The sequence below is a fragment of the Paenibacillus sp. AK121 genome, assembly GCF_019042715.1.
GTDB lineage: Bacteria > Bacillota > Bacilli > Paenibacillales > Paenibacillaceae > Paenibacillus > Paenibacillus polymyxa_C.
The window spans coordinates 643,649-667,519 of sequence record NZ_JAHPJM010000002.1 but is presented as its reverse complement, the minus strand read 5'-3'; the positions used below and the strand labels follow the sequence as shown (position 1 = coordinate 667,519).

Here is a 23,871-nt window from a genome sequence, read left to right as displayed (position 1 = left end):
GCATGTATTAGGCACGCCGCCAGCGTTCGTCCTGAGCCAGGATCAAACTCTCCATTAAAGACCAACCGAAGTTGGTTTATAGAAAGAGCGATTAGCTCATTTTTAAAGCTAGCGATTCTTCTTTATAAAAGAAGTAATCTTTATTTCATCATCCATTTGTTCAGTTTTCAAAGAACTTGTCTGTCTTCGTTTGTGTAACGAGTCAGGAATTAGATCATATCATGTTAGTTGCTTACTTGTCAAATCTTTTTTTGATTATCTTTTCAACAACCTCGCTTCAAGAAATGCTATTCTCAAAGCAACGTCTAATAATATATCATGCCTAAAGTTATTTAGCAAGCACTTTTTTATACTCTTGTTCTTTACTACATAACAGACAACAAGGCAGCCACTCCGCTCTGGAACGGAATGACTGCCCTCATTATAAAAACTATTATTCTTGTTCTAACAGTCTGATGAATTCATCCTCATCTTCTATGGTGTCGATTCCGAGCTGTTGTGCCTTAGCCAGCTTGCTCCCAGCCTTTTCACCAGCTATGACTAGATCCGTCTTTTTCGATACAGATCCGGCAACTTTGGCTCCCAGCGCCTCCAACCTTGATGCAGCTTCATCACGCGTAAGCTGATGCAAGGTACCTGTAAGCACAACCGTTTTCCCACTGAAAAAGCTGTCTGTCTTTTTCACCTGTGGAGCTTCGGGGGCCTGAGCTTTTACTCCTAGAGACAGCATCTTTTCAATCCCTGCTTGAGTAAATGGATCGGCAAAGAATGCAACAATGCTTTCAGCTACAATCCCACCTACATCCGGCAGTTCTATCAGTTCATCCACCGTAGCGGACATCGTCTTGTGCAAATCACGATAGTGTTCAGCCAGCATGCGTGTCGTCGCTTTACCGGTATTCGGTATGCCCAGAGCATAAAGGAAAGAGGCCAAATCTCTCTCCTTACTCTTTTCAAGTGCCACCAAGAGGTTATTGGCCTTTTTCTCACCAAACCGCTCCAGCTTCACAAGATCATCATATTGCAGTGTATACAGATCCGCAGGTTCACGAACTCCCAATTCATCATGCAGTTGGATAGCTGTTTTGTCACTGAACGTCTCAATGTCCATGGCATCACGTGATGCAAAATGGGAAATGCGGGCCACAATTTGTGGTTTACAACCTAGCTTATTGTCACAAAATAAATGGGCGCCTCGCTGCTGCAACGGAAATCCACAAGCTGGACAATGCTCTGGAACAACAATTTCCTCCCCATCGTTCTCAGATGTTACTTTTCCCAAAATCTCAGGAATAACATCGTTTGAGCGACGAATAAACACACGCGCCCCCAAGGCAAACTTCAGGTTCTTACGCTCGATATCACCAGCATTGTTCAGCGTACAATTTTGTACAGTGACTCCCGCCAGCTCTACCGGTTCTACCCTAGCCAGTGGAGTGATCTTCCCGGTTCTTCCTACATTCCACTCGACCGAGTTAAGCACCGTAGTCGTTTCCTCTGCTTCGAACTTATATGCCACCGCCCAGCGTGGGAATTTATCGGTATATCCGAGAACCTCACGTGTGCGCATATCTGTAATTTTCAATACTGCCCCATCAATAAGATAATCCAAACCGGCACGGGATTCTTCAATCTCAATTAACTGCTCCATTACATCATCAAAATTATCAAAGTAAGTTAGGTATGGGTTTACCTTGAAATGATTTTCACGCAGGAAGGTCATCATCTCCTGGTGGCTGTTAAACTGAATACGGTCCGCATAGCCTACATTATAGAAAAATGCATTCAAACGCCGCTCTGCTGTTACTTTGGGATTCAAGTTACGCAAAGCCCCTGCTGCGGCATTTCGTGCATTTTTAAGAGGCTCTACGGCCTTCTCATTATAATTGGACAGTACGGAGAGATTCATGATCCCTTCTCCCTGCACCTCAATAGTTCCATTTTGAAAAGGAATTTTAAGTGGCACGGATTTAATCGTCTTTACCTGTGCCAGTATCCCCTCACCTACCACACCATTACCACGGGTAGAAGCCTGCACCAGTTGTCCATCCGTGTACGTCAGGTTCAGCGTCAGTCCATCAAATTTTAGTTCTATCGCATAGCCTGGAGATGGCAAGGGTTGCTCCGGGTTCTTGGTATTGTAATCATTGACCAGCTTCACGACACGCGCGTTCCATGCACGCAGCTGCTCCATATTCTGAGCTTTATCAAGGCTCCATAATGGAGCGAGGTGGCGATGCGGTGTGAAGCCCTTGAGTATCTCCCCGCCCACACGCTGTGTTGGCGAATCTGGCAGAACAAGACCGCTTGTTTGTTCAAGCGCTACCAGTTCGTCATAAAGCACATCATATTCTTTGTCGCTGATCTGGGGGTCATCCAATGTATAGTAGTGATAGTTATAGGTGTTCAGTTCAGCAACAAGCTGCTCCATCCTGTGCATTGGGTTCATGCAGGCGTATCCCTCCGGGAACTTCATTAGGGCAGAGACCTAAGCCAAGCTGCCCTATGAGGTTCGAGATTTAATGAAATTTGAGATTTGAGATTTACTCTACTTTTGTAATCGGCGCAAATCCAGCCAACAGTCGCTTAACCCCTACCGGAGCAGGGAAAGCAATCTGAAGTTCCATATCATTGCCCGTCCCTTTTACAGCTACAATGGTTCCAATTCCCCATTTGCCATGCTGTACCTTGTCTCCGGCAGCAAAAATGGATGGACCTCCTGTCGAAGCAGTCGAAGTTGGTTTTGCGGGCGAGGAAGTGGTCACTGTTACGCGGGGCGACGCGGAGGCAGACGAGCCACTACGGCTCATCGTATCAAACGAACGCTCTCCACCAAAGTTGCTGCCACTGCTTTTGCCCAGTCCGCGACCACCATAAGATCCTCCTACATTGCCTGAACGACGGTAGCGGTCACGCTTGATGATCGTATCTTCTTTTAACTCATCCGGAATCTCTTCGAGAAAGCGGGAAGGCGGGTTAGCTGTGGTACGTCCAAACAGAGTGCGCATCTGTGCGCATGTGAGGAACAACTGCTCCTCAGCACGGGTAATCCCGACGTACGCCAATCTGCGCTCTTCCTCCAGCTCTTCATTATCCAAAAAGGCCCTGCTGTGAGGGAATACCCCTTCCTCCATCCCAACGATAAATACGATAGGAAACTCCAGTCCTTTGGCGCTATGCATGGTCATTAATACAACCGCATCACTCTGCTCCTCTTCATCGTCATTCATGGAATCAATATCGGCAATCAGAGCAAGATCGGTCAGGAAGGAAACAAGTGACTTGTCTTCCGTTCCTTTTTCAAATTCCATAGTTACCGACAGGAACTCATCAATATTCTCCAAACGCGAGCGTGACTCGAGTGTATTCTCGTTTTGCAGTTCTAATCGATATTGGGTGGTTTCCAGCATTTTTTCGGTCAGCTCAGTAACTGACAGATAATCCACCATCCGACTTAAACCCTCGATCATATCGTAAAACTCTACAAGCGCATTGCGCGTGCGTCCAGCAAAGCCTAAGTCATCTACCACTTGAAGTACACGGAAAATTGAAACGCCACGTTCCGCCGCAGCTGCCTGCAATTTGCCGACCGTTGTGTCGCCGATGCTTCGTTTCGGCACATTAATGATTCGGATCAAGCTGATGTCGTCGTCAGGATTGGACAGTAGGCGAAGATACGCCAGTAAATCCTTAATCTCTTTACGATCATAGAACTTGATTCCGCCCACGATTTGGTAAGGAATATCCGATTTAATCAAAATTTCCTCGACTACCCGGGACTGGGCATTCGTACGGTACAAAATAGCATGATGGCTATAGGTTTTGCCCGCCTTAATATTCTTATGAATTTCTGAGGCGATAAAGTAGCCTTCGTCATGTTCGGAGTCAGCACGATAAACCTTAATCTTGGCACCGCCTTCTTTGTCGGTCCATAGTTTTTTCGGCTTACGGCCTGTATTTTGGCCAATGACTTCGTTAGCTGCATTAAGAATATTCGAAGTTGAGCGATAGTTCTGCTCCAACAAAATCGTACATGCTTCTGGGTAATCCTCTTCAAAGTTCAAAATGTTGCTAATATCCGCCCCCCGCCACCGATAGATGGATTGGTCGCTGTCACCTACAACACATAGCCGGTGATGCTTGTCAGCCAGCATTTTGCACAGCATGTACTGCGCACGGTTCGTATCCTGATATTCATCAACATGAATGTATTGAAATTTCTTTTGGTAGAAATCAAGCACCTCAGGCACTTCTTTAAAGAGCTGAATCGTTGCCATGATCAGATCATCAAAATCAAGAGAGTTGTTATTTTTGAGCCGTTGTTGATACTTGGTATATACCTTCGCCACAATTCCTTCAAAATAATCGCCAATCTTGCGCTCATACATTTCGGGAGTGACCAATTCATTTTTAGCCGTACTCATCATAGACTGAACCGCTTTGGGTTCAAACTTCTTAGTATCTATATTCAAGTCCTTCATGCAGCTCCGAATGACAGACAATTGATCCGTAGAATCCAAGATGCTGAAATTGGAGGTAAATCCGATCCGCTCAATATCCCGGCGTAAAATACGCACACACATGGAGTGAAAGGTGGATACCCACACATCTCTCCCCTGCGGGCCAATTAGCTTGGATACGCGATCTTGCATTTCACGCGCGGCCTTATTCGTAAAGGTAATCGCCAAAATACCCCATGGAGCCGTCTTGCGGGTCGCAATGAGGTAAGCTATTCGGTGCGTGAGCACCCGCGTCTTACCACTGCCTGCGCCAGCCATAATCAGCAGCGGACCATCTACCGCCTCCACGGCCTGACGCTGAGGCTGATTAAGGCGAGCTACCGCCTCGTGTATATCTATTGATTGCATGCGTGCATGCTCCTTTCCCTAAGCTTTCATAAAATTCACGCTCTATACTTCCAATTTCACAGCTACCGTCTCCAGCGCTTTCGCCAAATCACGATAAATAATGTTTCCTACTACAATGGTGTCACAAACAGCTGCTGCTTGTAACGCGGTAGATTTATCCACGATCCCTCCTCCGTATAGGACACGAGATCGCTCCATACCACGATGTATTTGTTGTACCAGCTCCATATCTCCAAAGACACCGCTATATTCCACATATACAATCGGTAGATGCATAAGCTTGTCAGCAATCTTTGCATATGAAGCGGCAGCAGAAGCACTCAGCGAAGTATCCGCACTAGTAAGCTTAGCGACGGTGGAATCACCGTTCAAAACAATATATCCTTCCGTCACAAGCAAATCCCAAGGGATCATATAACCAAATTGCTCAATCGCACGTTGGTGCTGGCCCATGATCCAATTACTGTCACTGGTATTCAGCACCATGGGAATCATATATAGATCAAACCCCGGCACTACAGCTTCCAGATCGGATACCTCAAGCACACACGGCACCTCGTAACGCCGAACCCGTGACAGCAAATCCACCGTATTTTCATACGTTACGCCCGATGAACCGCCTACCATAATGGCGTCCGTACCAGACATACACACGGCATCAAGCGCTTCATCATTCAGTTCCTTGTCAGGATCAAGCTTAAATACATGCCTCCATGATTGAATTGAATCTGCCAACACACATTCCTCCAGCATCCATTGCTTTTGTCATCATCCAGACGAGCCGAATTTTAATATCCAAAAGCGTTCTATGCTAAGTCTATGACAGTGCTTAAAAGGTGTCAATGTTCGTATCAAATGGGAACACCGAGTTCAGACAGCTTATGGTCTCAGCGCATACAACCAACTGCCTCTACTAAGTTCTTTTTCCGTTAAAACATCTGTATAGAAACCTCTTACACCCATCTGTTCGTACTCAGTAGCATCCTTCAACTCGTTAATCGTATTTACATAGCACACTGCCCCTGCCTGACGCAAACTTTCAACTAAGGCACCACTCACGCGATTTTCCGGTAAAGTTACTGCCGTTATATCATGTTGTTGAACAAATTGAATGATCTGGTCATCCGTATCCTCTGTAGCATAGAGCGTATAAATAATGGATGTATAAGGATAGATACTCCGCAATGTTTGCAGCATTTCCTCATTATAAATTTGAGGGACAATACGAGATAAAAGTTCGGGATTTTTCTCCTGAGCCTGAAGGGTCAGTTGTGCAAACAACCGTTTGATTTGGGCAAAGTCCTGCTCTTTCGTATCGGTCACAATATAGGCATCCGGGTACTTTTCCAATAAATCCAATACATCCTTCCAATCTAGTGGAGTATAGGAACCGTGTATAGGGGTGTTTTTAAATTGATGATAGCTCCAGGGCTTTCCGCCCTGCTCTGTAGCAACTGCGTGTTCCTGTTGCATTTGTTTTGTAAAGGATTCTGTCCATTCATGGCGTGCCACCAAATGTCCATCCGAAGTAAACATCAGGTCGACCTCGAATACACGGCTGCCTTTTTTATAATTTTCTACAAACGCTTCACGCGCATTGGTATAAGCCAAACCATTAACGGCTCCCATGGCATGCGAAATTACGCGGTGTGTGGTAAAGCCAGTATGTTCTTCTGTAGATTGTCCTTTGTAAGCCAGTAAAAATGTACCGATTAACATTAAAAGAATAACCGCAGCAATCACTCGTTTCATAGGGTGTCACATCCTTTTCGTACAGGTCAATACCCTACATACACCTACTCAAAACAGCTCTATATCAGCTGAACTAAAAAATGTACATATAAGTAGGCAAAATAGTGCTGAACTGGTGAAGCGCGTATTCATCGGCTTTATTATTGAAATCTCGGGACGTTGGCTATGTAAGTGTAATAGACACAAAAATACCCTCCGGCTAAGCCGAAGGGTGCTCTGAATTAATAAGCGTTTTTGAAGCCGTTACGGATTGTACGAAAAATAATTTTAATATCGAATAAGAGCGACCAGTTCTCAATATAGAAGATGTCGTGCTTAATCCGTTCCTCAATAGATGTATCTCCACGTAAACCGTTACTCTGTGCCCAACCTGTAATTCCAGGACGAACATGATGCTTCACCATGTATTTTGGAATTTCCTCACGGAATTGATCCACATAATAGGGCCGTTCCGGACGTGGGCCAACGACACTCATATCACCTAACAGTACGTTGAAAAACTGTGGCAGCTCATCGAGACTCGTTTTACGAATAAAAGTACCAAAACGTGTGCGTCTTGGGTCATTAGCAGTCGTCCAGCCCGTATCTTCAGTTCCAGGTGGCAGTACCCTCATCGAACGAAATTTGTACATCCGGAAGGTGCGACGATTCAAGCCTACCCGCTCCTGCTTAAAAATAATGGGGCCTCTCGATGTGACCTTCACACCAATCGCCACGGCCAGCATAATGGGAGAGGTCAGAATAATGGCGAATAAAGAAAATAAAATATCAAACAGACGCTTAAACAATCGATTCCCTGCTACATCCAGTGGAATATCTCGTACATTGATCATCGGCATACCTGCAAAGTTGTCAAAGTAAGGTCGTGCCGGCAAATAATCAAAAAAATCGGGAATAATAAGCGTGCGTACTCCAGCCTTTTCACACATGTTGATAATCTTGGGATACTTATCATGAGCATCCAACGGCAGCGCCAGAATGACCTCATCAATCATCAGGCGTGACAGCGTTGCCTCCAACTGATCTAATCCTCCAAGAATCGGACGAAAATGAGCTTCTTCCTCTTCGTTCCAATGCCGTTTATCATCCAGAAACCCTACTACTTCATAGCCTAAATCAGGATATTGTCCAAGATTATGATAAAATCGTTGGCCCAAAGAACCTGCTCCAAGAATGAGCATGAATTGCTTATTGTATCCTTTTTGACGGAGAATTTTAAGAATTTGCTTCAAAAAATAACGATAAAACAAAATAATCAGCACATTACCAACCATATAGATCGCCAGGTAGGACCGCGAGATGTCGATTTGCTTTACGAAAAACATTACACTCAACAGCACAAACAGACCAACAATGTGAATCTGGGTAACGCGAAATACATCATCTGCAAACCTCTTTTTGCGCTTTGGCGAATAGAGTGAGAATAACATCCCCAGCACTACAGCAATCAGACCGTATATTAAGCTCCACCCTCCATATACTTGAATAGGAAGCGGCTCTTTATAAGTGATCCATTCACTTTCAAATTTGAAAAACCAAGCGATCAGAAAAGATAACTGAATGACCGCGAAATCCGCCACAATATATAATTGGGTTAAAAAACGCTGATTTCTGCGTATCATGCTTTCACCTCAGTACGAGATTGTTCCCCGCCGTCCGGCTTAACCGGTGCAGACAACTTATTTTTAAGAAAAGCCATTCCAAACTTCACCGTAATTCCCGTATATACAGCCATGTTGGTGATCCAGCTGTATTGCTGTTTATAATGCTTACGATGAAATACCCACATCGCTCTATGAAACTCATAAATAATTTTCAAAGGACGACGGCGAGCACTGCCTCCTTTGATATGAATAATATATGTGCGTGGGTAGTAGTAAATGCCCCAACCGGCTTGTTTAATCCGATAACACCAGTCTATATCCTCACCATACATAAAAAAGGTTTCGTCCAATCCGCCGACCTGGTCAATCGTCTCCTTACGCACCAACATAAAAGCACCAACCAGTACATCTACAGGATACTCATCATCGGGGCTTAGATGCCCAAGCTGATATTGGTTGTACTTCGGGTTATCCGGGTAACGCTTCGACCAGCCGAAAGCATAGTAAAAAGACGCCGACGGCGTTGGAAACCCTCGCTTACAAGCCTTGTCTAGCGAGCCATCCGGCAGAATGACCTTACAGCCCGATGCCCCTATCTCCGGGTGTGTATCCATAAACTGAATCATTGTATCCAGCGTATCCGGCTGCACCAACGTATCGGAGTTCAATAGCAATACATAACGCCCGCTAGCTACTTCCATCCCCTGATTGTTCGCCTTGGCAAACCCTGTATTATCCTTATTAGCTATCAATGTAATATCCGGGTACGCAGCACGAATAGCCTCAACAGACCCGTCACTGGAGTGATTATCGATAACAATCACTTCATATCGATACTGCGTCTTTGACGCATACACTGACTGCAAACAATCCAGCGTCAATCGACACGTATTATAGTTGACGACCAGTATGCTTACATCCATATTTAAAACGCTCCTGACAAATTCAGTAATCTATTCTACTATCGCCTATTATAGCATACCGTGCAGGCCACGGGGCGCAAAAAAGCACATAACTTGTAACCTTGCATAGTTAGTAGAATTTCACAAAATTCGATTCCAGTCGCTCCAAAGTGCAAATATAGACAAACGAAACCATTTCGATCTATATATTGTTCATTGGAAGTCGTTTATTAGATTTTTGTAAAATCCTCGGTTGAGGTCTAAATTTCATCGTGGTAAGATATACATGGAAAAAGGGCTGGTGCCAGCCAGCCCCGCGCAACCAACGCTCCAAGAGCGGACGGTTTTAGAACAATCAGGCCGAAAATAGACCCTTCCTTGCGGGGGCGGTCTATTTTCGTTTGTTAAACTCTAACAGTGTGACGATTAACGCCCCGAACGTCAGCATTAAACTGAGCGCCTCAAACACTGTCACAGGCTTCACCCCCCTCCTCGGGAGAGTTAGCCGACCGCCCTTGCCAGCTCTATCGGTTGCACGTTTCAATTATACTATATATTTCCAAAAAGGAACACGCATTCGATGGGTTTTTCAGTAAATCAATGTATTTATTGAGCTTTTGGTTTATCTTGATGATGACGAAGGGCAATCTTTTTTCTAAGTTGACTTCTTTTCTCCCTAAGTTTGGGCAGTTCTTTGAAAAAAGTCTTCCAAGCAACAAGCACTTTTGGCTCTCTCAAAAGAAAATACAGGTTACTTGCTATCTCATATGAAAGGAGAGAAATAATATTTTTCATCCACTCAGAGAAAGTATCATTTTTATACAACATTTTATATCGATTAATATATGAGAGCCTCCGCACAAACAACGATTGAGAAGTACGACTCGCTTCCTTCCAACCACGTTCATGGTAGGCTACCGCTCGAGCATCATAGTAAGCCTCCCAGCCAAGCAAGCTTGCCCGCCACGCCACATCCACGTCTTCTTTGTACGCAAAAAAACTATCATCAAAAAACTCCCCATTTAGAGCGATATCATTAATCATTCGCCTGGAGTACATCGCCGCTGCACCAGAAACACCAAATACTTTCCCTGATTCAGACCACAGAACTGAAGGTTCTCCTGCTCCGCGATCAAAGGCTCTTCTAGCAGAATTCATAACAATACCCGTGCTATCGATCATCTCCCGGTTCTCCTTACGCAGTAATTGACCTGTAGCACTGCCTATGTGCTTATTGTGCTCCATCACTGCAATCAGGCGTTCAACGTAATCAGAGCCTAAAGTAACATCTGGATTAAGTACTAGCACATAATCCGTATTGTTCAACGCTATAGCCTGATTATGACCAGGAGCAAAACCGACATTTTGAACATTAGAGATAAACTTGAGTTTTGAGCCAAACAAATGAGCTATTTCTTTAACTTGTTCCCTCGTCTGATCCTTGGATAGATTATCTATGATAATTACTTCCTGTGGAGGGTAGCTTTGCTTGCTGACAGCCTTTAAACACTCTTGGATATCTTTTTCACTGTTATACGTTACAATATGAACACTTACGGATTTAATCATAGATTACAAGTTCCTCGTTTATAAATTTTGGCGTATTTACTCCAAATGTTCTTATTACTATCATAGAGCAAACCAGTATAATTTCAAAGAACTGTTGCCAATCTGTAAAGTGTTTATATTATATCTAATAGACGCAAGAACATGGAAAATGTTTCAATAAAATAAAAAAAGCCGAGTAAAACCCGACTTTTTGATAATTTATTCAAAATCAGTACAACTAAAGCAGGACTATTAGGACCTCCTCTTAGGTTCAGCAGAACTCAGCTAAGGTTGCTAATATACTCTTTCATAAAATCCTGCAGTGCTTCGCGCCAATCCCGCAAATCATGCAGCCCATTTGTCCGTATCGCAATATGCTCCATAACTGAATTGCGCGGGCGAGCTGCGGGTCTGGGAAATTGTTCTGTGCTACACGGCTCCAGAGTGGCCATGATTTGCACACCCATAAGTTCCACCGCATCCTGAAAAATCGCTTGTGTAAACTCATACCAGGTGCAAGAACCACTGTTGGATGCGTGATATATGCCATACTTCTCGGTTTGGACCAATTCGGCTAAAAAACGAGCTAAATCCACTGTATAGGTAGGCGAGCCTTTCTGATCGTTCACAACCTGAAGATGCGGCTTTTCCTGTCCAAGCTTCAGCATGGTTTTTACAAAATTGTTGCCGTGAAATCCATATACCCAGGAAGTGCGAACAATAAAGTATCTGGAGGAAAGCGTCTGGGTTAAAACCTCGCCCGCTCGTTTGGACTTCCCGTAGATGCTCTGCGGATTTGTATGATCATACTCATGGTAGGGCTGCTCGGCCATCCCATCAAATACGTAATCCGTGCTGATATATACCAGCTTGGCTCCTGCCTTTTCCGCTGCCAGTGCCATATTGCGTGTTCCGGTCGCATTCACCTGATAAGTCCCATCCACGTCAGACTCGGCCGCATCCACAGCCGTATACGCAGCGCAATGAATTACCGCGTCCGGTTGATACTGTCCCACGATCTTCACGGCCTGCTCCAAATCGGTTATATCCAGTTGTTCCCGATCGTATCCAACGACGTTATGCCCTTGAGCCTGAAAAACGCTCACCACATCTTGGCCAAGCTGACCGGATGCTCCGGTAACCAATACCTTCATTTTACGCATCTCCTAGACGGGAACCGTACTGCTTGGCGTAATATTGCTGATATTCACCGGATTGAATACGGGTCCACCATTCTTTGTTGTCCAGGTACCAACGAATCGTTTCTTTAATGCCTGTTTCAAAAGAGTGCTTTGGCTTCCAGCCCAGCTCATTCATGATCTTCGTTGGGTCAATGCCATAACGGCGGTCATGACCTGGCCGATCCTGGACATACGATATTAGAGATTCCGGCTTGCCAAGCTCCTCCAATATCGTTTTGACAATATACACATTCGTCCGCTCATTATTTCCACCGATATTGTATACTTCACCCAGTTTACCCTGGTGAATGACCAGATCAATGGCACTGCAATGATCCTCTACATACAACCAATCGCGGATGTTCAAGCCATCCCCGTATACAGGCAGCTGCTGATCGCTCAACGCACGGGAGATCATGAGGGGAATCAGCTTCTCCGGGAACTGGTATGGGCCATAGTTGTTAGAACAACGCGTGATATTTACAGGTAAACCAAAGGTTTCATGATAAGCACGAACCAGCAAATCCCCGCCTGCCTTGGACGCAGAGTAAGGACTGTTCGGCTGCAGCGGAGTTTCTTCCGTGAACAAGCCTGTTTCGCCCAGGGACCCATACACCTCGTCTGTCGATACCTGTACAAACTTGGTCACATTATATTTTTTAGCTGCGTTCAGCAGCACCTGCGTGCCAAGGACGTTCGTTTTCACAAATACTTCCGGTTCCAAAATACTCCGATCCACATGCGACTCTGCTGCAAAATTCACCACCATATCAATTCCTTGTTGCATCAGCTGATCAATCGCTTGCGCGTCGGCAATATCTGCTTTCACAAAGGTATGATGAGGGTGATTTTCAATGAATTTCAAATTTTCCAGATTACCTGCATACGTAAGCGCATCTACATTCACAATTTCGTAATCCGGGTGCTGTTGCAGCATATACAATACAAAGTTACTGCCAATAAATCCGGCACCGCCGGTGACAAGAAGTTTCATACAGGCCTCCTAAAAAGGTGCTTTAATAACTTATATCTATGCGTCTGAAAGGAAAATGGAATAAACGACAACTTATTATTTTGAGCTGAGAGCTAATTATCCCTCTAGTCAAAGTTCATGTCTGCATTGACCAATGTCGGATGCTTCTGATCCTTCTCTGAAAGAATAGCATGAGAGGTCGGCCAATCAATTCCCAGTGCAGGATCATTCCACAGAATACCACGATCATTTTCAGGTGAATAATACTCGTCTACCTTATACAGCACCTGGGTATTAGGAACAAGTGTGCAGAACCCATGAGCAAATCCCTTGGGTACCAGTAATTGGCGTCTATTATGTTCACTTAAGATCACCCCAGCCCACTGGCCGAATGTTGGGGAGCTTTTTCGAATATCCAAAATAACATCATAGATAGCTCCGGAAAGCACACGAATAAGCTTGGTCTGTGCTTTAGGGTTCAGCTGGTAATGCAACCCCCGGATCACACCGGCTTCTGCAGATAAGGACTGATTATCCTGTATAAAAGCATAGTTGATTCCGTGCTGCTTCATGATTTTTTCATTGTAGCTTTCCATAAAATAACCACGGTGATCACCATGAACAATTGGTTCTATTATACTGGCGCCTGTTAATCTTAAAGGTATTACTTGCATGCTATACGTCCTTCCCCTCAATACTTTACAATTTTATCTCACCGAATTCTTCGCCGAATTTAATGTTTTTCGCCAGCTCATTTGCTCTTGCAAGTGAAGCATGTGTTCCTGCATCCGTCCACCAACCCTGAAGGATATCATAAGTTAATGTTCCACTAGCAATATATGCATTGTTAACATCCGTAATTTCCAATTCTCCACGCGTCGAGGGATTTAGGGTTTTAATGATATCAAACACATTGTGGTCAAACATGTAAATACCCGTAACTGCATAATCGCTTTTAGGTATCTGAGGCTTTTCTTCTATAGACACAATACGTTGATTCTGAATTTCTGCCACACCAAATCGCTGTGGATCATAAACCTGTTGTAATAATAATTTAGCACCAGTATTTTGTTTACAAAAATTTTGTACAAACGGAGTGATATCATCTTCAAACACATTGTCCCCCAAAATAACGACCATCCGATCCATATCAACAAAATGTTCAGCCAGGTTTAATGCCTGAGCAATACCACCCGCTTCGTCTTGTACCTTATATGTAAAGGTTACCCCCATATGACGGCCGCTTCCAAGCAGGTTCACAACATCACCCATGTGCTCTTTCCCTGTCACAATAAGAATATCCGTTATTTCAGCTTTTTTTAGCTTGTGAATGGCATGAAAAATCATAGGATACTTTCCGACAGGAAGCAAATGCTTATTGGTTACCTTGGTTAAAGGAAAAAGGCGAGAACCAGTCCCGCCTGCAAGAATTATACCTTTCATATATCCTCCTAAAATTTATAATTTCAAATGTTAGTTTTCACAGAGCTAAGAAAATCGAATGGATGATCAAAAAAAACTATACTTAGTAAAAAATTACATAAGCTGTGTCCCCTTTGCGAACTACCTGGTCTGCAAAAAGGGGGCCAGTATTTATTTCAAAAAATCCACTGTATACATCCAAATCCACTTTTATTATTACTAAATTAAACTCTCTACCACATGCCGTCTTTAAATATTATTGCTTGAAAAAAAGATCACTACGATAAATGACACTCTTAGTCAATTTAATAAACGAATTTATATAACCAAATAGATAAACTAAAAGGCAAAAAAGAAAAGGGCCTTTTGTTAATCCTTGCTTGAGATATTCTCTTCTGATTATACGATCATATATAAGATGTTTAGTTAATGAAGTATTTGCATAGAAATCCTTACCACTATTCATGGCATCTATTCTCTTATGATAGTTAGCCAAGGGTTTCGGTATAACACCAATTTTATACTTCAGATAAAAACGCATATTAAACTCCCAGTCACCGAGCAAAGGTATCTCTTTACGATATCCTCCGATCTTGTCATAGGCCTCTCTTTTATAGACAAATGAATTAGTTGTAAACAGGTTGCATCTGGCTATTTTCCAACCGCGAACTCTTCGTAGACTGTTATTAAAAACATAACTGTTTTTAAAACGAATATTGTTCCCCTCTAATGTTTCCTGAATGATAGTGGTCTGAGTTACAGCACCATCTACTCCCTCGTTGCCTTTTAAAAGCGAAATACATTCTTCTAAAAAGGAAGGGGCCCACGTGTCATCATCATCTAAAAGTGTGACAAAACATCCGGTACTCCTTGAAACTCCAAAATTAATTAATTCATCTATATGAAGATTACAGTTTATATGAAGAAGGATAATATCATTGGGACTTTTAGATTTGAAATCATGCATGATTGACTCAATTAAGTCCCTGTCTTCTCCTGAATTTACAAGCACTATTTCCCAGTCTGTATAAGTTTGCGATAGTATACTATCAATTGCCCTTTTAAGGAGAAGAGGCCTGTCTTTTGTTCGGACCACAATAGAAACCTTACCCACTATAATCACCTAGGATATATTTTTGTATGTTTCTACAACCTTAGATATTTCATCAACAAGAACAAGCTCTCCTTTATTCAACAATAGAGCTCTTTGACATAACTTCTCGACTTGTTCCATAGAGTGTGAGACAAATAAAACAGTAGTGCCTTTATTTATTAGTGAAGAAATATAGGCCTCACATTTTTCTTGAAATCTAAAATCACCTACAGACAAAACCTCATCTACTATTAATATATCCGGATCAACAATAGTCGCTATTGAAAATGCAAGTCTGGCTAGCATCCCTGATGAATAATTTTTCAAAGGTACATCTATAAATTCATGAAGCTCCGAGAAATTAACAATTCTATCAAAGCATTCGCTCATAAACTTGTTGGAATGACCGAATACCGCTCCATTTAAATATATATTTTCTCTGCCAGTCAAATCGAGGTTAAACCCCGCACTTAATTCTATTAAAGGAGCTATGGTTCCGTTTACGGCAACTGTACCAGAAGTAGGCTTTAAAACTCCAGCAATGATCTTGAGCAGCGTGCTCTTACCCGCACCATTCAATCCTACCAAACCGAAAACTTCACCTTTTTTTATATTGAAAGAAATATTTTTCAGGGCATTAAACTCCTGATAAAAAAGCTGACCTTTAATTAACTTTAGAATGTGTTCCTTTAAGTTGTCTATTCTTTCCTCACTCATATTAAAAGTCATAGATACATCTTTGACCTCAATTGCCAGTTCGCTACCCATTTAGTATCACATCCATTTATATATATAGAATAAAGTCGTCTTGTTTTCTGCGGAAAACTAAAAGTCCAATAATTAAGGTTACAATACCTATTGATGCACAAATCAAATGTTGCTGCAGAGTAGGTGTAACCCCGTACATAACTACATCCCTAAACATTTGAAGAGTGTAATAGAGCGGATTTAATTCAAAAACTATTTTCAAATTATCAGGTATAATGCTCATTGGGAAAAACTGAGGTGTAAAATACATCCATGCCGTAAGAAGAACCTCGTACAAGTATTTCAAGTCTCTGAAGAAAACAGTGTATGCTGATAGAATAAAACTCAATCCAACCCCAAATAAAAATGTATAAAACAAAGGAATCGGAATTAGAAAAAGGTTAGGAGTAAATTTCACTCCCCCACTAACTAATGCAACTATAACTAATGCTACCAGAGCAAATATAGTGTTTACTAATGATGAGAAACATTTAGAAAGCGGGAAAATATATTTTGGAATATAAACTTTTTTAATTAATGAAGCATTGCTGACTACCGAATCCATCGCCATAATAGTTCCGCTTGAGAAAAGATCCCAAATAATTCTTCCTGTTAAGACATATACCGCAAAATGTGGTATATTACTTTTAAATAACGAAGCAAATACCATAGTCAAAACGATCATCATCATCAAAGGTTGAAGGACACTCCAAATCACCCCTAAAATTGAACGGCGATACTTTATTTTAATATCGTTGATAACAAGTTGTTTCAACAAATAACGATATTTACTAAAGTTCATGAAATATTTCTGCATAATTTGCATAATTCCCCCCCAAGTAGGTCTTAACATATTACCTGTTTATTTTGATTAATTTAGTAAGAAAACGGAATAATGGAATGGACTTTAAACGATATAGATATCGTTTAAAGTAATACTTATTCTTGCTAAAATAGATAATTTCCTTTATCAAAGATATAGGGTTCTTCTTTAGCGTTAACACTCGTTTAATATAACTTAGAAATTGGAACGCTCTATTACTTGATATTGCGGTAATTTCATATTCTATATACAAAGATATATAATCATCAATGAGTCTGGGAAAAGCTTTTAGGTACTCAGACATCCTCCTGTTGTCTTCTTTACTACGCTGATATTTCCATGCTGTGAATTCTTCCTCGAAGAAACGGACCATGTTCGTTTTCGTGAAGCCTTGTTCAATTCTTTCACGACATTGTTTGCTCATTTTTTCTTTATCTACTTTTGCCATACTAAGAATATCAAAAAGAGCAGCTACATATTCATCTACTTCTTCTTTCATAAAATGACGATTATCTAGGTCAGCCTCTTCATTTTGATAAAGTGGTATCACCCTCCCCACTCCATTATTAATTAGCTCCTGCTGTCCCCCAACATCTGAGGAAACTACAGGTACTCCCATAGCTAATGATTCATAAGCAGTTAAGCTTAGTCCTTCTTTAAGCGAGCAAACTAATGTGGCCTGACTATCTCGGTAATAAGGACTCATATCATTCTTCCGTCCAACGCAATATATTGATTGCTGTAGTTTTTCTTTTTTTATGACGGCCAGTAGTTCGTCCCATTGAGGACCATCTCCTACAACAACTACAACAACATCAGGCAACAGCACTTTTAGCCTTTTTACAATTTCGACCATTAAGAATGGTCTCTTTTGCGGATGAAGTCTACATGGAAACAAAATCAAAGGCTGATCCTTGTTGATATTAAGCGCTGTCCTGATTTGGCCTTCCTTCGTATAATCTGGATCGAATTCTTCTTCATCAACACCTATATAAACTGTTTCTACCTCATGATCTTTTTTATCAAAGGATTCAATCATGACATGCCTCAGATGATCATTACATACGTAAGTTTTTTCTATAAAGTCACTGAGAGCTCCTGAAGTCCTTGCATAGCCTCCTGCACGCCAATACCATTCTTCCATATGGACATAATCTATGATAGATATATCGGGAAACTCTTTCCTCAGCCAAGGGATTAAGTAGTACCCATAATAGCTGTTTGAAACAAACAAGATATCTATTTTTCTAGAGGTTATATAATAATGAATGAACGAACCCCAATATTCCATATCCAGAAAAGTTGTAAGATCAAATATATCAGTAACGTGTTTCTCAAACCGTTGTCTCCATGTTGAATCTCCCGGGTTGGTTGTAATTATAGACATTTCAAATTTTTGTTTGTCTATTCTTGATACTATATCCAAATTAAACAAATCCGCTCCGCCCATTACCATGTGAGGAAGAAGCATCAGCACTTTTATTTTATCGCTTGTATTCACCGGGGCTCTATCCCAGTTCCATTTTTGGGGTTTAGGAAATCCTTTTTTTAGATTGTATCTGGGAAATTCAACAGCTTTAATATCAGTAATGCCTTTGCCAGTTTCTTTAATTAAATAAGAAGATTTTTTTTGATCATTTTTATTGGATTTTAAATGCCCTAAAACACCCTCATTAGTTCGCCGATACCAAAAGCCATACCATCCCATATGAACAGGAATTTTCTTGGCCTTCAACAGCTTAAGCCATAAATGCCAGTCTTCATTAAAGTAAGCTTCGCTTGTTGTATACAAACCGACTTCATATAAATCTTTTTTTCGTATGCCAGCAGTACAGGTTAGCAAATTTTCAACCTTCATCAATTTCGAGTTGAAAGGCTTTCTCCAAAGATATTCTTCATTCTGAAAACCTACACTATCTGTATAACTCCAGCTCGCTTCTGGATTAGTATACAATGACCAATAAATACATTCTAAATAAGTAGGTTCAATCAAATCATCTGCATCAAGCGGTACAATGATTTCTGTTTGCGACTGTTCAATCGCATAGTTTCTTGCAGCAGACGGTCCAACATTTTCGATATGGAAAATTCGAATACGCTTCTCAGCTTCCGCTAGCTCCTTCAATAACGACACGGCTTCTTTGTCAATGCTTCCATCATCTACAATAATCCACTCAAAATAGGGGAAAGTTTGATTTACTACACTATTAAAAGTTTGAGTAAAATATTCCTTTGAATTATAAAAAGGGGTGATTATGCTGATCAAAGGGACATCATTGTTATTTAAATGATTAGCTAGTTTCAGTCTACCAGGGGTCTGATTATAATCAAAATTAGAATCCAAAATATTTACCTCCTGCCGTTGGCAGTTGCTTATTAGGCTAATTTGCTCGAAAATAAAAGATTATACAGATAATTAAAGGCATAATTATATGTAAGCAATCCGATTCTCTCTTCTTCAAATATCATTTCAATAAACTAATCTACAGAAAAGAAGACTATCGAATTCAGTATACGGGAAACAGGCAAAAACGTCGACCCGTGACGGTGAAAGGACTGCTGCTTTTTGAATGTTAATTATTGGTATGCACTTATTTCTGATTTCATTATCAATCTAGGCAAAACTTTTGAAAAAGGGCTGCAGGTTTTTCATTGGTATGTTTAGAGTATTCTACAAATCAGCATTCTCCATAAAAAAATGATTTCTGTTGAAATTCAGAAATCACCTGTCCACTACTATTAAACACCTAAGATATAACAAATGAAAATTAATATAAATCCATGAAGAACTGATGAACGTCAGCTTAAGCTGATATACAAGTTGTAAAGGTAATTTTGCACAATATCTCGGTTCATCACTTTACTTTCAATACTATTTTTACTTCTCCATCTATGAAAATAGGTAATATATAGCCTTATTTTCGCCATATGGATAATATACCCACATGGCGAAAAATTCCACTCTCTTATATTTTTTCAACATTTTAGCAACTTAGTTATCTTAATCGAATATAAGTCTTTTGCAGCCTCTTAGTATTCTCCCCAATTTCGAATGGTCCATAAAATTTCGATACTTCTGTATCATTTTCCATGTACGCATATTATAAATCTTTTGTAATTCAAGTATTGCAGCACCATCAGTAACAGCGGCATTGTTAAATTCAGAAGATTCAATGGCTTTATATAAATTCATCCTTTCATGCCATATATAATCGAAATCAGCTTCTCTCTGTTGAAATACGCAATACAGTGATAGATAATCTGATACCAAATTTGGAATTTCCTTAAGAATCAAAGAACTTCGTTCTCTTTTTTTACTGATATCAGCGTTCGAATGAGATAAAAGTTCATTTTCTATCGTAGTAATCATCTGCTCTTTACTAAATCCCTCTTCAATACGTTTCCTACATCGTTGACTCATCTGCCTGTATTCATTCGAATTTTCCAGTACTTCTCGAATTGCCCTCACATACTGCTCTACCTCTTCTTCTTGATAGACTACATGTCCAATCTCAATATCTAGATGTTGAGTCCGATCTTGTAAGTAAGGTAGCAATCTGCCCACCGTGTCGTCAATTAGTTCCCGTTGGCCTCCCACATCAGAACTAATTACCGGCACTCCCATTGACAGGGACTCATATGCAGTCAGTGCCAGTCCCTCCCGGATTGAACAAATCAATGTCAAATCACTATCCCGGTAGTATGGCTTCATTTCATCTTGACGGCCTAGTAATAAAACGGTCTCATCCAACTTATATTCCTGAATCTTTTGTTTCACTTCTTTTAGCTGAGGACCATCCCCTACTACTAAAAAGCAAATATCAGGAATATATTTCTTTACTTTACGTGCAATCTCTATCATTAAAAATGGTCGCTTCTGCTCAGCAATACGGCAGGGAAAGAGTATAATAGGCCGGTGAGTTCCTAATCCTAGCTGAGATCGCACTTTTCCCCGAGAGATTTTTTGTGGATCAAATTCCTTATGATCTACTCCAATGTACACTGTTTTCACATCTTCTGGTCTCCGTCCAAATGTATTAATCATTAATTGGCGTAGATGTTCATTACATACGTAGGTCTTCTCCAAAATGTCACTTGCTGCTGCCGAAGTCCGTGCATATCCTCCTGCTCTCCATCCCATCTCTTCCATATGAACATAATCGACAATAGATAAGCTCGGAAACTCTTTTCGAAGCCAAGGTATTATATAATACCCATAGTAGCTATTTGATACTATAATTGTGTTTATTCTTCTAGTTGTAACGAAGTAATGAATGAATGCCCCCCAGTCTTTCACATCCAAAAAGGTTGTCAGGTCAAATATCTCACTAGTATTTTCTTCAAATCGCTGTCTCCAGGAAGAGTCTCCTGGGTTAGTGGTAATCACCGATAACTCAAACCGTCCCTTGTCCATCCGAGATACAAGATCTAGATTGAACATATCCGCTCCACCCATGACCATATGCGGTAACAGAAGCAGTACCCGATGCTTCTCATCTGCAGACACTACCGGCGGCCGATCCCATTCCCATATTTGCGGTTTGGTAAAATTACTTCCATGGAATCTAGGATATTCTACAGTATCTACTTCATCACTAATAAATTTGCTTAACTCTTCAATAATCTTCATTGCTCTAGCATGTTTTTTCTGACTACTTGATGTACTGTTTAGCCCCCCAGTACTAGTCTTTCGATACCAAAATCCGTACCAGCTCATGTGGACAGGGTATTTTTTTTGAGCTAACAATTTTAACCACAGAGCCCAATCTTCATAATAATGTTTTTCATTTTCTCCATAGCCGCCGGCTTCTAATAAATCCTTCTTACGGATTCCAGCCGTACAAGTCAGCAGGTTTTCTGTTTTCATCTGTTTTGCACTGAATCCTTTTTTCCACGTGTATTCCTGGTCGTGGAAACCCACACTATCGGTATAGGCCCAGGAAGCCCCGGGATTACTCTGTAAGGTCCAATAGATACACTCTAGGTAGGTAGGTTCAATCAAATCATCTGCGTCTAGTGGAATGACAATCTCGGTGTTTGATATACCAACTCCCCGATTTCGGGCAATCGAAGGTCCGCTATTCTCCTGATGGATTACCTGGATTCGGGAATCCTGATTCTGTAGCTCCTGTAGTTTTTCCAAGGATTTAATATCAGTACTACCATCATTAACAATGATCCATTCCCAGTACGGAAATGTCTGATTATAGATGCAATTGGCCGTCTGTTGTACATACTTCTCAGCGTTATAATAAGGTGTAATAATACTTACCAAAGGAGCTCTTAGATAGCTTGCTCTTTTGGTATTCACTCTTTGTCCTGGTTGCAATTTGTAATTATACTTCACTTTAGAACTCCTCATTAAACTTTTTTTGTTTTTTACAAAATCATTCAAATTATAATCGAAATCAACTTCCTTCTTCATTAATTTGATTTTTCTCTAATCTTTGTTCTAACCATCTTTTCGCTTCTAATAATTCTTCATTCCATTTTTTAAAATTCTCTAATACTTGTAATTGATTATTCATTTCTATTTTGAGATTTCTGATTTGATCTTCAAACCACTCTTTATCTTTAATTAATTTAGTATTCCATTCTTTTAACTCTTTTATAACTTGATTCTGATTCTTCACTTCTAGCTTATAGTTTTCTAATTGGGATTCGAGCCAGTTTTTCCCTTCACTTAATTCCTTAGCCCAATGATCACGCTTCTCTATTAAAAAAGACGAATCATTATAAAAGTCAATTGCTTCTTTATATTTGTTTAAAACTAATTTTTGAAATAGAATTTTGTAAAAATCACTTTTAGGAAAAACTCCATATTGGTTACATTTACTTAAAAACCAATCTGATCGCTTAAAAACCTCCATTTTTTCCGTTTTCGTCAATGATTCACTTTTAAACATCATATAAAGATGATGATCAAGATGGCTCTCTAGTATAATAGGAAAATATTTGTCTCGTCCGTATTTCTTCATAATTTTGAATACTTCTTCTATACTATAATAGCTTTGCTCAAAAAACCTCTTATTATAGTTATGACTCAATGATTTATCTTCTTTTTCCCTAACAAGATAGTTATATATTACCTTTTTTTCAAATAAGATTCCATTCGCTACCATTTCTGCATGAGTGATAAAAACCAGATCTTCTCCAATTATTCCTTCTGGAAACTTTATATTATTTTGTTCCAGGAACTTTTTTTTAAATATCTTTGTCCAAACGGAAGGAGATAGATAAAATAATTTTTCGGATTGATCTATACTATCAACATTAATTTTTAAAGGAAAATCTGAGTCAAGAACACAATCATCAATAATCTTATTATCCTCAGAAACATTCCGATATGTAGCCATACCAATATCTATATTTTTATTCACCACAAGCCTATACAAGACTTCGCAAGCATTGTCTGCATAAGTATCATCTTGATCTAGGAACATAATATAATCAGCAGTTGCATGTTCCATACCGACATTTCTTGGCCTGCCAGCAGCCCCACTGCTTTCATTTAGATGTAAAGCCACAACATTGCTATAAAGAGAAGCTAACTCATTTATAATCTCCTTTGTTGAATCTTTAGAAGCATCATTCACCATAATTATTTCCAAATTTTGAAATCCAAAAGTTTGGTTTAAAATAGATGCAAAGGCTACTCGAATAAAATTCTCTGCATTATACAAGGGAATAATAATACTCAGTTTGTAATTCATTAAGAGCCCCCCTTAATTAGCAATTTTGTATTTCAAATTAGAGCCAAATAGCTACGTTAAGATTATATCAAACTAGCATGTGCATTCAAATTCTCTAACCACTTGTAGATTTTAACTTCATCTCCCCTCTCCTGACTAAATAAACTTTCTTTTATCCTCTATTCTATGCAGTCCAGCCCCACAACGAAGTTCCTATATACTGAGAACATAAGTTTTCTTGATGATAAAACATCTTCTTCCTGCTA

At 40.5% G+C, this 23,871-nt stretch carries 18 protein-coding genes and 1 rRNA gene; all 19 read right to left on the bottom strand.

What is annotated here, in order from left to right; genetic code table 11:
- A 16S ribosomal RNA gene (locus KSP24_RS06220) occupies positions 1-58 on the bottom strand; the annotation flags it as partial.
- A gap of 375 nt (positions 59-433) precedes the next feature.
- Positions 434-2,449: an NAD-dependent DNA ligase LigA gene (gene ligA / locus KSP24_RS06215; RefSeq protein ID WP_064961729.1), complete on the bottom strand. Its 2,016-nt coding sequence runs from the start codon at positions 2,447-2,449 to the stop codon at positions 434-436.
- A gap of 94 nt (positions 2,450-2,543) precedes the next feature.
- Positions 2,544-4,868, bottom strand: a complete 2,325-nt coding sequence (pcrA, locus tag KSP24_RS06210; RefSeq protein ID WP_064961728.1) for a DNA helicase PcrA — start codon at positions 4,866-4,868, stop codon at positions 2,544-2,546.
- A 42-nt stretch (positions 4,869-4,910) separates the two neighbouring features.
- On the bottom strand, positions 4,911-5,603 hold the full coding sequence (pcrB, locus tag KSP24_RS06205; RefSeq protein WP_483311485.1) for a heptaprenylglyceryl phosphate synthase: 693 nt from the start codon (positions 5,601-5,603) through the stop codon (positions 4,911-4,913).
- Positions 5,604-5,747: 144 nt separating this feature from the next.
- Entirely contained in the window at positions 5,748-6,620 is an 873-nt protein-coding gene (locus KSP24_RS06200) for a phosphatidylinositol-specific phospholipase C/glycerophosphodiester phosphodiesterase family protein (protein WP_064961726.1), read from the bottom strand.
- Between the two features lie 221 nt (positions 6,621-6,841).
- Complete coding sequence (locus KSP24_RS06195) at positions 6,842-8,242, bottom strand: undecaprenyl-phosphate glucose phosphotransferase (protein ID WP_013373301.1); 1,401 nt, start codon at positions 8,240-8,242, stop codon at positions 6,842-6,844.
- Positions 8,239-9,147, bottom strand: coding sequence for a glycosyltransferase family 2 protein (locus KSP24_RS06190; RefSeq protein ID WP_064961725.1), 909 nt, complete (start codon positions 9,145-9,147; stop codon positions 8,239-8,241). Before KSP24_RS06190 ends, KSP24_RS06195 begins: the two co-directional genes overlap by 4 nt.
- A gap of 370 nt (positions 9,148-9,517) precedes the next feature.
- Complete coding sequence (locus tag KSP24_RS25585) at positions 9,518-9,595, bottom strand: putative holin-like toxin (protein WP_354005523.1); 78 nt, start codon at positions 9,593-9,595, stop codon at positions 9,518-9,520.
- A gap of 137 nt (positions 9,596-9,732) precedes the next feature.
- Positions 9,733-10,695, bottom strand: coding sequence for a glycosyltransferase family 2 protein (locus KSP24_RS06185; protein WP_216974718.1), 963 nt, complete (start codon positions 10,693-10,695; stop codon positions 9,733-9,735).
- Between the two features lie 260 nt (positions 10,696-10,955).
- Entirely contained in the window at positions 10,956-11,828 is an 873-nt protein-coding gene (rfbD, locus tag KSP24_RS06180) for a dTDP-4-dehydrorhamnose reductase (protein WP_216974717.1), read from the bottom strand.
- Position 11,829: 1 nt separating this feature from the next.
- Complete coding sequence (rfbB, locus tag KSP24_RS06175) at positions 11,830-12,849, bottom strand: dTDP-glucose 4,6-dehydratase (RefSeq protein WP_216974716.1); 1,020 nt, start codon at positions 12,847-12,849, stop codon at positions 11,830-11,832.
- A 104-nt stretch (positions 12,850-12,953) separates the two neighbouring features.
- Positions 12,954-13,502, bottom strand: a complete 549-nt coding sequence (gene rfbC / locus KSP24_RS06170) for a dTDP-4-dehydrorhamnose 3,5-epimerase (RefSeq protein WP_216974715.1) — start codon at positions 13,500-13,502, stop codon at positions 12,954-12,956.
- A gap of 25 nt (positions 13,503-13,527) precedes the next feature.
- Positions 13,528-14,271, bottom strand: coding sequence for a sugar phosphate nucleotidyltransferase (locus KSP24_RS06165; protein WP_216974714.1), 744 nt, complete (start codon positions 14,269-14,271; stop codon positions 13,528-13,530).
- A 235-nt stretch (positions 14,272-14,506) separates the two neighbouring features.
- On the bottom strand, positions 14,507-15,364 hold the full coding sequence (locus tag KSP24_RS06160) for a glycosyltransferase (protein ID WP_216974713.1): 858 nt from the start codon (positions 15,362-15,364) through the stop codon (positions 14,507-14,509).
- A 9-nt stretch (positions 15,365-15,373) separates the two neighbouring features.
- Positions 15,374-16,111 (bottom strand): ABC transporter ATP-binding protein, encoded by a 738-nt coding sequence (locus KSP24_RS06155; protein ID WP_216974712.1) that lies wholly within the window; start codon positions 16,109-16,111, stop codon positions 15,374-15,376.
- Between the two features lie 16 nt (positions 16,112-16,127).
- A complete protein-coding gene (locus KSP24_RS06150; protein ID WP_254207613.1) occupies positions 16,128-16,916 on the bottom strand; it encodes an ABC transporter permease in 789 nt (262 codons plus the stop codon).
- 28 nt (positions 16,917-16,944) lie between these two features.
- Positions 16,945-19,257, bottom strand: coding sequence for a glycosyltransferase (locus KSP24_RS06145; protein ID WP_216974711.1), 2,313 nt, complete (start codon positions 19,255-19,257; stop codon positions 16,945-16,947).
- 657 nt (positions 19,258-19,914) lie between these two features.
- Positions 19,915-22,338 carry a glycosyltransferase gene (locus KSP24_RS06140; RefSeq protein WP_216974710.1) on the bottom strand — a complete coding sequence of 808 codons (2,424 nt, stop codon included), beginning with the start codon at positions 22,336-22,338 and terminating at the stop codon, positions 19,915-19,917.
- Entirely contained in the window at positions 22,322-23,626 is a 1,305-nt protein-coding gene (locus tag KSP24_RS06135; protein ID WP_216974709.1) for a glycosyltransferase family 2 protein, read from the bottom strand. Before KSP24_RS06135 ends, KSP24_RS06140 begins: the two co-directional genes overlap by 17 nt.
- Positions 23,627-23,871: the final 245 nt, after the last annotated feature.

What these genes read in the sequence shown, in the direction of transcription:
- ligA (WP_064961729.1), bottom strand. Translation starts at nt 2,449, where the DNA reads ATGAACCCAATGCACAGGATGGAGCAGCTTGTTGCTGAACTGAACACC.
- pcrA (WP_064961728.1), bottom strand. Translation starts at nt 4,868, where the DNA reads ATGCAATCAATAGATATACACGAGGCGGTAGCTCGCCTTAATCAGCCT.
- KSP24_RS06200 (WP_064961726.1), bottom strand. Translation starts at nt 6,620, where the DNA reads ATGAAACGAGTGATTGCTGCGGTTATTCTTTTAATGTTAATCGGTACA.
- KSP24_RS06195 (WP_013373301.1), bottom strand. Translation starts at nt 8,242, where the DNA reads ATGATACGCAGAAATCAGCGTTTTTTAACCCAATTATATATTGTGGCG.
- KSP24_RS06190 (WP_064961725.1), bottom strand. Translation starts at nt 9,147, where the DNA reads ATGGATGTAAGCATACTGGTCGTCAACTATAATACGTGTCGATTGACG.
- KSP24_RS06185 (WP_216974718.1), bottom strand. Translation starts at nt 10,695, where the DNA reads ATGATTAAATCCGTAAGTGTTCATATTGTAACGTATAACAGTGAAAAA.
- rfbD (WP_216974717.1), bottom strand. Translation starts at nt 11,828, where the DNA reads ATGAAGGTATTGGTTACCGGAGCATCCGGTCAGCTTGGCCAAGATGTG.
- rfbB (WP_216974716.1), bottom strand. Translation starts at nt 12,849, where the DNA reads ATGAAACTTCTTGTCACCGGCGGTGCCGGATTTATTGGCAGTAACTTT.
- rfbC (WP_216974715.1), bottom strand. Translation starts at nt 13,502, where the DNA reads ATGCAAGTAATACCTTTAAGATTAACAGGCGCCAGTATAATAGAACCA.
- KSP24_RS06165 (WP_216974714.1), bottom strand. Translation starts at nt 14,271, where the DNA reads ATGAAAGGTATAATTCTTGCAGGCGGGACTGGTTCTCGCCTTTTTCCT.
- KSP24_RS06155 (WP_216974712.1), bottom strand. Translation starts at nt 16,111, where the DNA reads ATGGGTAGCGAACTGGCAATTGAGGTCAAAGATGTATCTATGACTTTT.
- KSP24_RS06150 (WP_254207613.1), bottom strand. Translation starts at nt 16,916, where the DNA reads ATGCAAATTATGCAGAAATATTTCATGAACTTTAGTAAATATCGTTAT.
- KSP24_RS06140 (WP_216974710.1), bottom strand. Translation starts at nt 22,338, where the DNA reads ATGAAGAAGGAAGTTGATTTCGATTATAATTTGAATGATTTTGTAAAA.
- KSP24_RS06135 (WP_216974709.1), bottom strand. Translation starts at nt 23,626, where the DNA reads ATGAATTACAAACTGAGTATTATTATTCCCTTGTATAATGCAGAGAAT.